The organism is Bacteroides sp. (assembly GCF_052357945.1).
Taxonomy (GTDB): domain Bacteria; phylum Bacteroidota; class Bacteroidia; order Bacteroidales; family Bacteroidaceae; genus Bacteroides.
The window spans coordinates 1-16,677 of sequence record NZ_DAWCXD010000114.1; the positions used below are offsets into that span (position 1 = coordinate 1).

Consider the following 16,677-nt stretch of genomic DNA (forward strand, 5'->3'; position numbering starts at 1 on the left):
ACGGGTATTATATAAATCAGGCTTTAATACTCATATCAATAAATTCGCCAATTAATGGTATTTCAGTATCACATTAAAGAAATTATATTGTCTTTTTTACTCATATTTATGCTTTTTGTTAATATTGTATTAGTATTTGATAAAATTATATTTGTCCCTCGTACTAAACCACCCTACCTTTGCTCCCAGATTCAAACAATATAAAATTATATATGCAATGAAAAACAAATTATTTTATCTTATTGGAGTAGCACATCTATTAAGTTACATCAGTAAATAGACTTCCAGTGTAAGCAATGTTGATGGAAAATATTCCCTATTGCCACTCACAATTAACAAAACGAATTATATGTCTAAGAGTTTATAAATCTAATGCAATAAATCATGAGTAAAAAAATTCATTTCTTACTTTTCTTCTTTCTCTGCCTAGCCAGTATTCCATTGGTAGCCCAGAATATTGAAGTTAAAGGAGTCGTAACAGAAGCTACGACTAACGAGCCCTTACCAGGAGTCACAGTAAAAGTTAAAGGAAAAGACACTGGTACAGTTACAAATATGGACGGTAAATATACCGTTAAAGCCAATAAAGGCGACATACTGGTATTCTCTACAATAGGTATGAAAAGTATAGAGCATACAATATCATCTAACACTCCGATTAATGTCAGTATGGAAGAAGACAATGTGGCTCTCGAACAAGTAGTTGTCATCGGATATGGTACAGCAAAGAAAAGTCACCTTTCCGGAGCTGTAAGTTCAGTAGGCGCAAAAGAACTGAATGGTGCCGTTGCCACAAATGCAGGTACAGCACTCCAAGGTAAAATTGCAGGTGTATCCGTAACAAGTACTAGCGGTGACCCGAATGAAGGAATGACCATTAACGTACGTGGTATCAGTTCTCTCTCTAGCAATGATCCACTTTACGTCATTGACGGTTCTTTCGGAGACCTTAGCATGGTAGATCCATCAGATATTGCTTCCATTGAAGTGTTGAAGGATGCGGCTGCCGCCGCTATTTATGGTTCTCGTGCAGCCGGTGGCGTTGTATTAGTAACTACTAAAAGCGGTCGTAAAGACATGCCTACAAAGCTTGAGGTAAACTTTTTCACAGGTTTCAGCCAGACACCGAAAAAACTGAAAGTATTTAATGGAGAAGAATACAGCCGCTTCGCACGTTATTATAAACTGTCTGCTGATGGTTACGGTAACGAGGTCGGTGCTGTTCCCTTTGTAGGTGAAGGTACTGATTGGCAAGAGGTAATGCTTCGCACCGCAATGACATACAAAGCAAACGCAAACATCAGCGGAGGTTCCAAGACAGGTTCATATAGTGCGTCCGCAAGCTATTTAAATAAGGAAGGAATTCTCCGTAACACTAGCCACGAATCTTACAATATTCGTTTGAAAAGCGACTATTCTTTTCTGGATAATAGGTTGGTTATCGGTGAGTCGCTGATTGTTCGCTTATCTAAAGGAGAAGGAAACATCAATCAAGATACAATGGGAGAAATCTTGCGTTTTCCCTCAGTCGTACCAGTATTTGATCCGACAAACTCTACAGGATGGGGAACTTCGGCCGATATCAATCTTCCGAACCCGTATGCATATTACTCAACAGTGGACAAAAACAATGAGAAAACTCAAATTTTCCTCAACGCTTATTTACAAGCTGAAATAATTAAAGGTTTAAAATATAAGTTGAATCTCGGACTTAGAAAGGATCATAACAGGAGCCGCACATATACAGGCATTTACGATTTGGGATCTGCTGGTAAAAATGATGCTCCAGACCTAAGTGAGGGATCATCCGATTACGAATCGTGGGTTTTGGAGAATACATTGAACTATGACAGGGCATTCGGTAAGCATAATATTTCTGCATTGGTTGGTTATTCTGCACAAAAAGACAAGAGCTATGGATTGAATGGTAGCAACACGGATATTCCAGAATTCATCTACACTATGACAGGTAACGTTAAGACAATGACAGCCTCTAGTTCATTGAAAGAATTAACTCTCGTATCGCTCTTCGGACGTGTGATGTATACTTATGACGACCGCTACCTGTTTTCAGCGTCTATCCGTCGTGACGGTTCTTCACGCTTCCAAAAAAGACATCGATTCGGCAGCTTCCCTTCAGCATCCATCGGGTGGAATATCAATCGTGAAAAATTCTTCAAACCGCTGGAAAATATATTTGACCAATTCAAATTCCGTTTCAGCTATGGTAAACTAGGCAATCAGCAAATGGACAACTACTATCCCACTATTAGCATAGTATCCGATGGCATGAATTACCTTCAAGGAAATAATATATGGTTCGGTCAGTTACCCAACGTTACCGCAGTCTCACCTACCAACCTGACTTGGGAAAGTACGGAAACTTTTAACGTGGGACTTGATTTAAGCATGCTGAACGGTAAATTGACATTGACCGCCGATGCTTATGTAAAAAACACAAATGACGTATTACTGCCCGTTCCTGTTTCAGGTTCTGCCGGTATCAGCGGGCTTCCTATCCTAAACGCTGGACAAGTACGCAATAAAGGATTTGAACTATCTGTAAACTGGCGCAGCAATATCGGCGATAATTTCAACTATTATATAGGTGCAAACGTCACTACAGAGAAAAATAAAGTAACGAAGATTACGGCTGGAGGCGACGATATGGGTATTTCAGGTTATTCCGCTCACGCCGCTGCCAAAAATGGTATCAACAGATTTGAAAAAGGGCATCCTATGTCTTACTTCTATCTAGTTGAAAGTGATGGAATTTTCCGCACTCAAGAAGAAATTGACAATTACAAGAATAAGGATGGCAGACAAATACAACCGGGTGCACAACCGGGAGACGTTCGTTACAAAGACTGGAATGGTGATGGTATGATTGATGAAAATGACCAACATGATGTAGGTAATCCGTTCCCGGATTTCTCATTCGGTCTGCGCATGGGAGGCGAATGGAAAGGATTTGACTTCAATCTTTTCTTTGATGGTATGACTGGTAACAAAATATATAATTATCAACGTTATTGCCTCGAATCTGGCAAGTTCAATGGCAACTACAGCACGAAGTTGGCTAACTCATGGAGACCGGACAATCAGAACACAAACATTCCTCGTTTCTCTAAAACAGATGGGATAGACAATGGCCTAGCCTTTACCGACAGATGGCTGGAAGATGGTTCTTACTTCCGACTGAAAACACTAGATATCGGTTATTCCCTTCCTAAGGGCCTGCTAAAGAAGGTAAAACTGGAAAATGTAAGAATCTATACATCAATGGAAAACCTGTTCACATTAAGTAAATATTCCGGCTATTCCCCTGACCTCGGTGAAAGTGGCAGCGTAGATATCGGAGTGGGTTACAACGTATTCTCAAGAGGAGTAGACCAAGGACGCTATCCACTCCCGCGTACTATCTCATTTGGTATTCAGGTTAGTTTATGATACAATGATAAAATCCACTAATTGAATTAATAACATGAAAAAGAATTGGTTATCATATATATGCATGGCAACTCTCTTATCCGGAGCACTGACTTCATGCAACGAAAATAAATTTCTGGATCTGAAAGATCCTAATCATTTCACGGAAGAAAACTTCTGGAGAAATAAAGCGGATGCAGAAAGCGGTCTTGCCGCTGCTTATTCCCCCATAAAATATCAAATGTACGGTTATTACGGAGCATTTGACGGATGGTTAAATTTAAATAGTCGTGGTGATGATATTTTTACGGTTCTGAATGAAGAACCTTCTATGTGGACCATCGCAACATTTCAAAACTCAACTACTACCGGATATGATCCGTATGGAGCGCTTTATGCTGGTATCCAACGTGCCAATCTTGTAATAAAAAACATCGATAAAATTCCAGCGGCAGGAATTAGTGAGGAAGACCGATCCATGATTAAAGGAGAGGCACTCTTTTTAAGAGGATTCCAATATTTCCTATTAGTTCATAATTATAAAGAAGTTCCTCTACGTTTAATTCCGTCTAACGAAGACGAAAGCAATAAACCCGCGGCTAAAGAAGAACAAATTTGGAAGCAAGCAGAGGATGATTTAAAAAATGCTATAAATAGCAATATTCCCGTCACTCGTTCCGGTGACGAGAAAGGACGTATTGAGAAAGGAGCAGCCATCTCTATGCTTGGAAAAGTATATTTATACCAGCACAAGTATCCAGAAGCAAAAGCTCAACTGGAACTATTGACGAAAGCCCCTTATTATCCAGAACGTTACGACTTAATTGAAAACTTTGCCGAGAATTTTACTACAGCGAATGAGAACAATAATGAATCTGTTTTCGAATTGCAATATAGTAGTGATGGTGAATTGACATGGGGTAACGAAAGCGGTATCAACCTAGGTAACTCACTTCCAACATTTGTAGGTCCGGTTGCCGCCGGTGGTTGGGCTAAGCTGATGCCTTCCAGCTTTGCCGTCGGCCAGTTTGTGCAAGAAGAACGTCCTGCCGGTTCGGATACGAAGTATGACAAACGCATGTATGCAAGCTTATTTTTCAATCCCGAAGCTATGGGAGATGTAGTGAAGAACGAGAAATGGTATGGAGGAAGCCGTTCTATGGAGCAACTTTGGGATGGCAATAGCGGTAAAATGAGTGGTGGTGCTCCATCTTACAGTCAAGGTGACGGTAAGTTTTTGCTAAAAAAATACACTGCATATTTTGTAAATGCTTCTGATGCTGATATTATGGGTCATAAGGAAGGGAAAGCAAACAATTTACGAGCTATGCGATTCTCAGAAGTGCTGTTAATGTACGCCGAAGCTTGTGCCAAAACAAACGATGTAAACGGGGCAAACACCGCATTGAAGCTCGTTCGCAAAAGAGCAGGATTAGCTGATAAGACATTTGCCCAATCGGACTTGATGTTAGAAATAGAGCACCAATGCTTGCTCGAGTTTTTTGGTGAAGGACATCGTTTTGACGACCTAAAACGCTGGTATACCACTGAAGAGATTAAAAATATTTTCACTGAAAATGAAAAACAGGGAGCAGAATACTTTCAAGAAAAACATAAATATTACCCTATTCCTTCTGGAGAGTTGAACAACAATGATGCCATGGTACAAACTGAACTATGGAGATAATATTTTTACAACCAATTTATACTTAGAATATATGAAGAAGATATACTCATTATTATTTGTAGCATTATTCCTATTCTTAGGATATTCATGTGACGATGGAAGTTTAGACCATAGTGATGTTTTTATCCCGGAACCAGTTGAAGAAAATTTTGACGATGACGGGATTGCACCAGAACCTACAACTACCGCTGTTGTAAGAATGAAAATCGGAGAAGAAAACAAACATCAAGTAATTGATGGCTTCGGCTGTGCCTTCTGCGGATGGTCACATCGTATTTGGAATACGATGCAGCGTGACGCAGTGATAGAAGACCTGTTTAGTGAAAACGGTTTGGATTTAAATATTTTCCGAGGCGAGATATTCCCGTCTTACGGTAATCCAACTACAGGAGATATTGAATTCAAGATGGATCGTAATTTCATGCTGCAGCCCGATGATCCTTCTATGATTAATAACTACTGGCGAAACTACAATGGTGAAGAGTGCGGAGAACAATGTCAACTTGGCCAAATGTGGTTAGTTGACCTTATAAGTAGAAAATATAAAGATGTCAATTTCTTCTTTTCAGTTTGGTGTCCTCCAATCAAATGGAAAAGCAATAACAAACTTAATGGTGGAAGCCTCAAGTCGGAATATTACGATGAATATGCCCAATATCTATTGGATTTCGTCGATGCATATGAACAAAAATTCGGCATTGACATATATGCATTATCAGGATGGAATGAACCGGACAAACTTGCTAGTTTAGGTGGTTGGGCAACCTGTGCATGGTCTGAAGAAGAAATGGCTAAATTTGTCCTCGAAAAACTTCGTCCAGCGATGGAGAAAAGAGGCCACAGTGATATGAAACTTGTTTATGCAGAAAATGCCCAGTGGAAATGGGCGGTCGATTTTATCAATAATAGTTTAAAAAAATATCCGGAACTGGTAGATCCAAATTTCATTGTAGCCGGTCATGGATATTCTACAAGAGATGAGAATGTCATTCCTTTTGAAGAGGCAGAGAAGCGCAATGTCCACATGTGGCAAACAGAACTTAGTGATGATAAAGGTCGCCAAGAGACATGGCCGGATGCAATGAAATGGGCCAAAACTTTTCATGCTTATATGGCAAACGCCAATATGAGCGCCTTTGTATGGTGGTCAGGTGCACGTCCTTGCAGCACTACGGGCGAAAACCTAATTCAATTAGAAGAGGCATTACCTAGTACATACTATTACAGAGTTCCACGCTACTATACTTTTGGACAGTTTAGCAAATTTATTGAGCAAAATGCCGTACGTGTAGACGTAGAAGCTATTTCTTCAGAAACAGATAAACTCCCCGAAGACTTGTTGGTTTCTGCTTATGTGAAAGATGACACCTACACTATTGTACTAATCAATTTATCTCAAAAAGAATCATTCTCTACATTGATTGAGATTGAAGGAGTGGAATTCCAAAATATGAGAACATATACTTCCAGTGAATATGTGAAGTGGAAACACAAAAAGATCAATCCGTCTCAAAGCGGTTTACGTTCTATTACCGTTCCCAAATATAGTGTTGTAACTGTGACTGGTAAAATGAAAAACCATGAAGTTGAATAACGAATTATAAATTAGAGAATATCATGAAAAGAAATATAATACACTTAACAGGAATCGCACTTTGTGCAATCGGATTATTTTCCGGTTGTAATGAAGACTTACCTAGTTACACAAGTCTGACTGTGGATGCAGAGACATTGACAATTAATTTAGATGAGACAACCGAAGGGAGTTTTAATATTACTGGGGGCAATAGCGGATACAAAGTGTCTAGTTCAAATGCTGCAGTAGCGACAGCAGTTATTTCGGGCAATGAGGTGATTGTAACAGGTTTGAAATATGGTACTGCAACGTTAACCGTTATCGACTGGACTAAGAATTCGGCGAATGTGAAAGTAGTGGTAGCTCAAGAACAGGAGCTGGCAGTAAAAACAAGTTCCACGACTATGTTCTTTGAAGAACACAAAACGCTCGAAATATATACTGGAAATGGAGGATATAGCATAACATCTTCCAATGAGTCAGTAGCAACAGCAAAAATCAGTGAAGATGGAAAAATAGAAATCACTTCTTCTATCGTTCCGGGTACTGCAATACTAACCGTGAAAGACAGTCACAACAAAACAGCCGAGATTGCTGTGAAAGTAATAAAGAGGCTGGTAGTAGATAATAGTGAAGATATTACTTATCTAATAACAAGCGACCCCGTTACGATTAAAATTTTGGATGGAAATGGTGATTATACTTGCAGTCTCCCCAACTACTCCTCATCCTATCTCAAATGTACGATGGTAGAAAATGGAACAGAAGTTATTATTGAAGGATTGAAAAGAAACTATTTCAATAAAGCAATCACCATCAAGGACAAAGAAGGACAATCCATTGACATTCATATCAAGACTATTGATGAACCTTATTGGGAAAATCCAAGTTATCGTTACTTAATAGCTGGTTCTTATGCTTATCAGTATCCTTCTACAGCAAAAGTTGGTGAAGCTATTTATTCTGAAGAACTTAATATTTCGCTATTAACAATAAAGAGTACAGGAAGTTATGCTTCCGGATTTGCAGTCCAATTTACCGGTAATCTTGAAGAAGGAGCAAAGACCAATGCTGTACTTTATAAAGTTGCTAAAAATGCAGTAGATAAAAATGTTGCCTATTTAATAGAAGACTGTAAAATAGATAAAGTAGAAGATGGCTGGTATTGGGTTAGCTTCTTGGAACCCGGTTACACCGTTCGTTCTTACTTTATCACTAAGCAATAATTTATAAACTTGACATATCCGTTTAAAAGCACCCCCATACTTTTAGAATGATAAAACATAAAAAGAAACTGTTCGTACAACACAGCATGCATTTCATGTCTATCTGCATTGTGAACAGTTTCTTTTTATCTTGTCAAGAAGATGCAAGGGAAATGGACTGCAAATCTTTATCTCTTAATATGTTGAATTGATATGAATAGATACAATAATAGACTTCATATTCTAAAAAAAGAACATGAGTCACTTATCTCACGTAAAAATAAGATGATATTTTCCGAAAATGGAATATTCGAGCGCTATAAATATCCTATCCTGACAGCTGCTCATACTCCCTTGGAATGGCGTTATGATTTGAATCCGGAAACAAATCCATACCTAATGGAACGAATCGGAGTAAATGCCACCATGAATTCGGGAGCTATCAAATGGAATGGAAAGTATCTGATGATAGTACGTGTAGAAGGAAACGACCGAAAATCATTCTTCGCCATTGCCGAAAGTCCGAATGGCATAGACAACTTCCGTTTTTGGGAATACCCGATAGAGCTACCGGACACAGACCCTAGTGAAACAAACATCTACGACATGCGTCTGACGGCTCATGAAGACGGTTGGATTTACGGTATCTTCTGTAGCGAAAGCCTTGACCCGAACGCTGCGCCAGGCGACTTATCTTCCGCCGTAGCGAAAGCAGGTATTGTCCGCACCAAAGACTTGAAGAATTGGGAACGCTTGCCGAACCTGATTTCCAAAAGCCAGCAACGCAACGTCGTTCTGCACCCGGAATTTGTTAACGACAAATACGCTTTGTACACACGCCCACAAGACAGCTTTATCGACGCCGGCAACGGAGGAGGTATTGGCTGGGCGCTTATAGATGACATTACCCATGCAGAAGTGAAAGAAGAAATCATTATAAACCACCGTCATTACCATACAATAAAAGAGGTGAAGAATGGCGAAGGTCCCCATCCTATCAAAACCCCCAAAGGATGGTTGCACCTCGCCCATGGAGTTCGTGCATGTGCTGCCGGTCTGCGTTATGTACTCTATCTGTATATGACATCTTTGGAAGATCCGACAAAAGTCATTGCTGAACCGGGTGGTTTCTTATTGGCACCTATGGGAGAAGAGAGAATTGGAGATGTATCCAATGTGCTCTTCTCGAATGGGTGGATTGCAGACGAGGACGACACAGTGTATATCTATTACGCATCTTCCGATACCCGCATGCACGTAGCAACTTCCACCGTAGACAGACTGATAGATTATTGTCTTCACACACCGGCAGACGGCTTACGCTCTGCTGCTTCTGTAGAAAACATTTGCAAGCTCATAGAAGCTAACAAATATGTAATGGCAGAACAGGTTTATTTTTAATGTAATGTGAGCTCAATACTTGAGCAGTATTAGTTGCCCGTCATTGACAAATTCCACGTCAATGACGGGCTTCTTATAAAGTAGAACACAAACCGACATAGATAAGTGCGTATTACAGGTGAAATAACGCTTATCAAAAGTGCGCATTGCAGGGTATAAATAAGGAATTAAATTTGCGTATTGCAGAATATATCATTAAATTTGCGTATTAATAAGATGATAAATAGAGAATTACATGATATTTAAACGCAAAATGTATAACAAGCTGCTTGCTTGGAAACAACAGGCGGCAGGAACCAAGGCACTTCTGATAGAAGGCGCCCGGCGAATAGGTAAATCCACTCTTGTGGAAGAGTTCGCAAAAAATGAATACCGAAGCTATCTTTTGATGGATTTCAACAAGGTAAGTGACTCGGTTACTTCAGCCTTTAACAATTATATGAATGATCTCGATACCTTTTTCCTGATTCTTTCTTCGGAATATGGTGTAAAACTTTACCCAAAGGAATCCATCATCATATTTGATGAGATACAACAGTTTCCAAAAGCCCGGCAAGCAATAAAGTATCTGGTTGCGGATGGGCGGTTCGACTATATTGAGACAGGCTCGCTCATTTCCATAAAAGAAAATGTACAAGATATAACCATTCCCTCAGAAGAGAGAACACAGCTTATGTACCCCATGGACTTCGAAGAGTTTGCCTGGGCAATGAATGAAGAGCCATTGATAACATATATCCGCCAATGCTTTGACAAAAAGGAACCTTTGGAGCAAGGACTTCACGCCAAAGCTATGTTATTGTTCCGTCAATACATGATTGTGGGCGGTATGCCGAAAAGCCTGTCGGCGTATCTGGAGAACAACCGGAGCTTCGAAATGGCCGATATGGAAAAAAGGGATATACTGACACTGTATCGGAATGACATAATGAAGATAAGGTCAGGTTACAGGTCGAACGTATTGAGCATCTTTGACCAAATTCCCGCTTTTCTTTCACGTTCGGAAAGACGGATAGTAATGAATCGTATTGAAAAGGGAGCGAGCTTCCCAAAGTATCATGATACTTTCTTTTGGCTCTCTGATTCAATGATTGCCAATGAATGCTTTAATTGTTCGGATCCTAATGTGGGACTCTCGCTGAATGAAGACAGAACCTACGTGAAATGCTATATGGGTGATACCGGACTACTTATCAGCCATACATTCGATGAGAATGAAATCTCTGACGGAGAACTTTACCGAGAAATCTTGTTGGGAAAACTGTCGGTGAACGAGGGTATGTTCTACGAGAACGTAATCGCACAGATGCTTGTGGCTGCCGGGCACAAGCTTTACTTCTACACCCGATACAATGAAGAAAAGCATCGCAACGACATGGAAATTGATTTTATCCTGTCGAACCAAAGCAAACTAAAATATAAAATTTTTCCGATAGAAGTAAAATCGAATGACAAGTATACTATTCGTTCACTCATCAAGTTCAACGAGTGTTTTCATCAGCGCATAGGAGAATGCTATGTGATTCATCCGAAGAACCTATACGTAAAGGAAGGAGTAGTGTATCTGCCTGCCTATATGACCTTCTGTTTGTAAAGAGAGAGTATTCCTGCAGGAATTTTCTCTCTTTTTCCTTAAATCCGCAACAGTTATCATGAAGGACGCTTTCATGATAGCTGTTGCGGATTTAAGGAAAAAGTATCAGAATGAGTTAAAATAATATTTGTTTCCCTACTACTTTCGCCCTACTTTTGCATCAAATAAAATAAACCTAATCGAAATAACGATATGAAACTACACGAAATCGATATTCTCATCATTTGCGCCTATCTCATTGCCATGATTGTCATCGGACTTATCCTGAAGAAACGGGCTGCCCAAAATATGGATTCTTATTTCCTGGGAGGGAAATCATTGCCATTTTATATGCTCGGACTCTCCAATGCTTCCGGAATGTTTGACATCACAGGCACCATGTTGATGGTATATTGGGCATTTGCCTACGGATTCAAGAGCCTTTGGATTCCCTGGTTGTGGCCGGTATTCAACCAAATATTTCTAATGGTCTATCTGTCCGTGTGGTTACGTCGTTCCAATGTACTTACCGGAGCGGAATGGATTAAGACACGCTTCGGTAAAGGTAAAGGATCGACTCTTTCACATACGATTGTTATCATATTCGCATTACTTAGCGTACTCGGTTTTTTAAGTTATGGATTCATAGGTATTGGTAAATTTATGGAGATATTCATCCCCTGGGAAGTAGTATCTCCATTTATTCCTTTCAATGTGCCTGCAGAATATGTTCCTCATGTATATGGTATTTTCTTTACCACAATCGCTACTTTCTATGTAATGCTTGGAGGAATGTTGAGTATTGTATGGACAGACGTTGTGCAGTTCCTGATTATGACAGTGGCAGGTATCGTAATTGTTGTCATTGGTATGCAGATGGTAGCACCGGATATGATTCATTCATTTGTTCCTGCCGGATGGGATTCACCTTTCTTCGGATGGACACTCGACATCGACTGGAGTAGCCGGATGAATCTCTTAACGGAACGAATGGCGAATGAGCCATATAATCTGATTAGTATCTTCGTCATGATGGCTTTACTCAAAGGAATATTTATGAGTATGGCAGGACCGGCACCCAACTATGATATGCAGAAGATTCTGTCTTGTAAGTCACCTAAAGAAGCCGCTATGATGAGCGGCTCCGTATCAGTCGTACTATTAATTCCCCGCTATCTGATGATTATGGGATTTGCTCTGCTAGCTATCTACTTCTTTAAAGAAGATGGCGGCCTGACACAAATGGAAGTGACACGAACTGATTTCGAAACAATCCTTCCTCATTTGATTACCCGTTATGTACCCGCCGGGCTAGCTGGTTTGTTATTAGCCGGACTACTGGCTGCATTCATGTCGACTTTCGCTTCCACGGTAAATGCTGCTCCTGCATATATTGTGAATGACATTTATCTGAAATACATCAACCCGAAAGCCAGTGTGAAAACACAGATACGCAGTAGCTATGTTATTTCTGTCGCAGTAGTAGTGATTAGCACTATTATCGGATTCTTCCTGAAAGACATCAATGAAATCTTCCAATGGATTGTAGGTGCACTTTTCGGAGGCTATATCGCAGCCAATGTACTGAAATGGCATTGGTGGCGTTTCAACGGTGAAGGTTATTTCTGGGGAATGACCGCCGGAGTAATAGCAGCCATCGTTATGAAATTTACTGTTCCCGACGCATGGGTACTCTATTTCTTCCCAGTACTGTTCGGAGTTTCCCTGATAGGATGTATCGCAGGAACCTATAGCGCCCCACCAACAGACGAAGAAACACTGATTAACTTCTACACCCGTGTACGCCCATGGGGATGGTGGAAGCCGATTGAAGAAAAAGCATTGGCCCGTTACCCTCATATCCAGCCAAACCACAATTTCAAAAGAGACGCATTCAACGTAGCAATCGGCATTGTGTGGCAATGCAGCCTTACCATTATCCCAATGTATCTTGTGGTCCGCCAACAACTGGGGCTCTGGAGCTCTATCGCATTGCTTCTGGTTACGACCTTGATACTAAGAAAGACTTGGTATAAGCCTCTGTGTAAAGAAGAAATCAGGTACAACGAAGAAATAAAACAACTAAAACAAGAGAAGGAATAATTAGCTTAACACACTAAAATTTGAGAACCGACCATGAAAAGACTATCTGTAATTCTGGTATCATTTTTACTATATCTGCCTCTATGCGCTCAATTTAAGGGAACAGTTTCTGTCGACACTAATCAATCGGGCATAGTTGATAAAGGCGATAAGCCGCTGGCGGGAGTTATGGTAACAGATGGATTGAACGTAGTAAAAACAGATAAGAAAGGTCGGTTCTCTTTGCCGGGATTCGAGAAAACAAGATTCATAAGTATTACAACTCCCGCGGGATTTGAAACACAACAATTCTACCTTTCTACCAAAGAGAACAGAAAAAGCTACGATTTTATCTTAACCGAAAGCGAGCGGACAAAGCCCAGAGAACATTCTTTCGTGCAAATCACCGACACCGAAGTGACGGGTGGAATGGGGCGTTGGGTGACCGACCTCCAACAATACATTAACAATGAGAAGCCTGCCTTCCTCATTCACACCGGAGATATCTGCTACGAACCGGGACTCACCATTCACAATCAAGTGGTAAATGCACAAACAATGGATTGTCCTGTTTATTATTGCATCGGTAATCATGACTTAGTGAAAGGCAACTATGGCGAAGAGCTTTACGAATCTCTCTATGGTCCGACATGGTATTCATTTGATATAGGTAACGTTCATTATGTAGTCACTCCAATCGACCACGGAGATAACCCGACCAACTATACCCAAAGAGATGTATACAACTGGCTAAAGAACGATCTTGCTCTCATAAAAAAAGACCAGGCACTTATCCTTTTCAATCACGACTTATTTACTCCAAATGACTCTTTCGTCTTTAAAGCAGATGACGATCATCTGCTTGATTTTCGTTCTTTCAATACAAAAGCCCAACTCTACGGACACATGCATTACAACTATGTCCGCAATCAGAATGGAATTTATACAATCTGTACCGGCACATTGGATAAAGGAGGTATTGACCACTCCCCTTCTTCTTTTAGAGAAATAAAAGTAGACGCAAACGACAATATCACCACACAACTGCGATATGCTTTCATCGAGCCACAAATCGCAATAGTCTCTCCGATGAATAATCAGACGGCCGCAGCCTGCACCATCACTAAAGATCAGCTTCCTGTTTCCGTCAATACATATTATTCGCAGGCCAAAACGTCTCACGTTTCTTATATCCTAAGCGATTCGGAAAATAATCAAGAAATAACTAAAGGCGATCTGACCTCCCGTACAGAATGGAACTGGGGTGGAAACATTCAAATACCAGCTAATGAAATGGGGAAAGAACTAAATCTCACAGTGACTTCATTCTTCAGCAACGGAAAGAAAGCGACTGCTACCAGCCAGTTTATCTATCAAAAGGACTTCAAATTATCCACTATTGCAGGTGAAGACTGGAATACATTACTTCAAAACGCAGCACACTCCGGCGGAGTCAACAACTCTCAAATCAAGCTCCCCCTGCAATTACAATGGACAGCTAATACAGGCAGTAACATTTTTATGTGTTCTCCCATTATCGCCGGACAGAAAGTATTTATCGCTACCACCGACGATAATATATCACTGAACACATTTATCTGCGCATTTGATTTTAATTCCGGCAAACTGTTGTGGAAATTCCGTACTGCAAATTCTGTTAAGAACACAATAGCCTATGAAAATGGAATTGTAGTAGCTCAAGATGCCTCCTGCAACCTCTATGCCTTAGACAGTGAATCAGGGAAATTACTCTGGAAACAATCTATCAATCTGGACAGCTATCCCTATCTGACTGAAGGCTTGACAGTAGACAAAGGAGTAGTCTATGCCGGAATCGGCGCCGGACTATCTGCCTACAACCTAAAAACAGGACAAACGATATGGACTAACAAGGACTGGAAACAGCGGGAAGGTTCTACTACAACACTCGCTATTGCCGGAGATGTATTAGTCAGCGGAACCCAATGGGGAGGTTTATACGGCAATGATATCCACACAGGAAAGCAACTCTGGAAACTATCTGATAACGGACTTGGCAACCGGGGAGCCTCTCCTGTCTATAAAAACGGGAAATTATGGATTATCTCTTCCAAGAGCTTCTTCACAATAGAGCCACAAACCGGAAAAGTACTGCAACAAAAAGAGTTATCAGCCAATCTGGATGTTACATCCACCCCACTCATCACCGAACAGGAAATCATTTTCGGTACTGCCGACCGGGGAGTTTTCGCATTGGATCAATCTACACTTTTCAATAAATGGAAAGCAGAAACGTCACCTTCACTTGTATATACTGCTCCTTATTCCACCACTCCGCAAGCCGGAGTTGAAACAAGTCCTGTTGCATCACAAGGAATTGTCTACATCGGAGCTTCCGACGGTTATCTATATGCCATCGACCAAACTACAGGCATTATAAAAGATAAACGACACATTGGAGCGCCTATATTTTCAACCGTAGCCGTATTTGGGAATAAGATGATTGTTTGTGATTTTGCGGGTAATGTTTATTGCTTTTCATCGAAGTAAACTCGCTCTTCACTATCATAATGCATAAACTCAAATGGTACATAAGCACTAAAATTATATAGATACAGTTTTTGCCACCCCACACGTTGTAATTTAAAGATTATCACGTATCTTTGCCTGCTCAAATCATAAATACGAGATATGGCTATTACAATCAAGAAAGTCTCCACAAAGAGAGAACTTAAGAAATTTATCCGTTTCAATTACAGAATGTACAAGGGTAACCCTTACTCTGTGCCTGACCTCTATGACGACATGCTCAACACCTTCAACAAGAAGAAAAACGCAGCATTCGAATTCTGTGAAGCAGATTATTTCCTCGCATACCGGGACGATAAAATAGTAGGACGTGTAGCTGCAATCATCAACAATCAGGCGAACGAGAAGTGGGAATGTAAAAACGTTCGTTTCGGATGGATAGACTTTATCGACGATCCCGAAGTATCATCCGCACTCATCAAAACGGTGGAAGAATGGGGAAAAGAACGAGGCATGACTCACATTGCCGGTCCTCTCGGATTTACTGATTTCGATGCGGAAGGAATGTTAGTTGAAGGATTCGACCAGCTTAGTACCATGGCTACTATCTACAACTACCCATACTATCCTGTACACATGGAAAAGTTAGGCTTCGAGAAAGACGCCGACTGGGTGGAATACAAAATCTACATACCGGATGCCATTCCCGACAAGCATAAACGTATCTCCGAACTGATCCAACGAAAATATAACCTCAAGATAAAGAAATATACTTCCGGAAGAAAAATAGCCAAAGACTACGGACAGAAGATTTTCGAGCTGATGAATGAAGCATACAGTCCTCTTTATGGCTATTCTCCGTTGACACAGCGGCAAATCGACCAATACGTGAAAATGTATCTGCCAATCCTTGACTTACGGATGGTTACACTGATTACTGATGCCAATGACGAACTGGTCTGTGTAGGTATCTCCATGCCATCTCTCGCCGAGGCTTTACAGAAATCACACGGGCGTCTGTTGCCACTCGGATGGTTCTATCTGTTAAAGGCACTATTTATGAAACGCCGTGCCAAAATGCTTGATCTGCTACTCGTTGCAGTGAAACCGGAATATCAAAACAAAGGTGTTAACGCTTTGTTATTTTCCGATTTAATTCCAGTTTATCAAAAATTAGGTTTTATCTTTGCGGAAAGCAACCCCGAACTGGAACTGA

General features: G+C 40.6%; 9 protein-coding genes. All 9 read left to right on the forward strand.

The genetic code is table 11. The features are described 5' to 3' along the window. Window positions 1–384: 384 nt before the first annotated feature. On the forward strand, window positions 385–3,450 hold the full coding sequence (locus tag ACT8YW_RS17185) for a SusC/RagA family TonB-linked outer membrane protein (RefSeq protein ID WP_444106373.1): 3,066 nt from the start codon (window positions 385–387) through the stop codon (window positions 3,448–3,450). Between the two features lie 34 nt (window positions 3,451–3,484). Further along, window positions 3,485–5,116: a RagB/SusD family nutrient uptake outer membrane protein gene (locus ACT8YW_RS17190; RefSeq protein ID WP_444106375.1), complete on the forward strand. Its 1,632-nt coding sequence runs from the start codon at window positions 3,485–3,487 to the stop codon at window positions 5,114–5,116. Between the two features lie 31 nt (window positions 5,117–5,147). Then, entirely contained in the window at window positions 5,148–6,710 is a 1,563-nt protein-coding gene (locus ACT8YW_RS17195; RefSeq protein WP_008023369.1) for a glycoside hydrolase, read from the forward strand. A 23-nt stretch (window positions 6,711–6,733) separates the two neighbouring features. Next, window positions 6,734–7,918 carry a hypothetical protein gene (locus tag ACT8YW_RS17200; protein ID WP_444106377.1) on the forward strand — a complete coding sequence of 395 codons (1,185 nt, stop codon included), beginning with the start codon at window positions 6,734–6,736 and terminating at the stop codon, window positions 7,916–7,918. A gap of 192 nt (window positions 7,919–8,110) precedes the next feature. Further along, complete coding sequence (locus ACT8YW_RS17205) at window positions 8,111–9,298, forward strand: glycoside hydrolase family 130 protein (protein ID WP_444106379.1); 1,188 nt, start codon at window positions 8,111–8,113, stop codon at window positions 9,296–9,298. 235 nt (window positions 9,299–9,533) lie between these two features. Beyond that, window positions 9,534–10,892, forward strand: coding sequence for an ATP-binding protein (locus ACT8YW_RS17210; protein WP_444106381.1), 1,359 nt, complete (start codon window positions 9,534–9,536; stop codon window positions 10,890–10,892). A gap of 192 nt (window positions 10,893–11,084) precedes the next feature. Continuing rightward, window positions 11,085–12,974, forward strand: a complete 1,890-nt coding sequence (locus ACT8YW_RS17215) for a sodium:solute symporter family protein (protein ID WP_444106383.1) — start codon at window positions 11,085–11,087, stop codon at window positions 12,972–12,974. Window positions 12,975–13,007: 33 nt separating this feature from the next. Then, the gene (locus tag ACT8YW_RS17220) at window positions 13,008–15,482 is read left to right on the forward strand and encodes an outer membrane protein assembly factor BamB family protein (protein WP_444106385.1); all 2,475 of its coding nucleotides are present in this window, start codon (window positions 13,008–13,010) and stop codon (window positions 15,480–15,482) included. A 141-nt stretch (window positions 15,483–15,623) separates the two neighbouring features. Next, a partial coding sequence (locus ACT8YW_RS17225) for a GNAT family N-acetyltransferase (RefSeq protein ID WP_444106387.1) occupies window positions 15,624–16,677 on the forward strand: 1,054 nt, incomplete at its 3' end.

Bases quoted from the DNA above. Each gene is read 5' to 3' on its own strand.
- ACT8YW_RS17215 (WP_444106383.1), top strand. From the start codon at position 11,085: ATGAAACTACACGAAATCGATATTCTCATCATTTGCGCCTATCTCATT.
- ACT8YW_RS17190 (WP_444106375.1), top strand. From the start codon at position 3,485: ATGAAAAAGAATTGGTTATCATATATATGCATGGCAACTCTCTTATCC.
- ACT8YW_RS17220 (WP_444106385.1), top strand. From the start codon at position 13,008: ATGAAAAGACTATCTGTAATTCTGGTATCATTTTTACTATATCTGCCT.
- ACT8YW_RS17200 (WP_444106377.1), top strand. From the start codon at position 6,734: ATGAAAAGAAATATAATACACTTAACAGGAATCGCACTTTGTGCAATC.
- ACT8YW_RS17195 (WP_008023369.1), top strand. From the start codon at position 5,148: ATGAAGAAGATATACTCATTATTATTTGTAGCATTATTCCTATTCTTA.
- ACT8YW_RS17210 (WP_444106381.1), top strand. From the start codon at position 9,534: ATGATATTTAAACGCAAAATGTATAACAAGCTGCTTGCTTGGAAACAA.
- ACT8YW_RS17185 (WP_444106373.1), top strand. From the start codon at position 385: ATGAGTAAAAAAATTCATTTCTTACTTTTCTTCTTTCTCTGCCTAGCC.
- ACT8YW_RS17205 (WP_444106379.1), top strand. From the start codon at position 8,111: ATGAATAGATACAATAATAGACTTCATATTCTAAAAAAAGAACATGAG.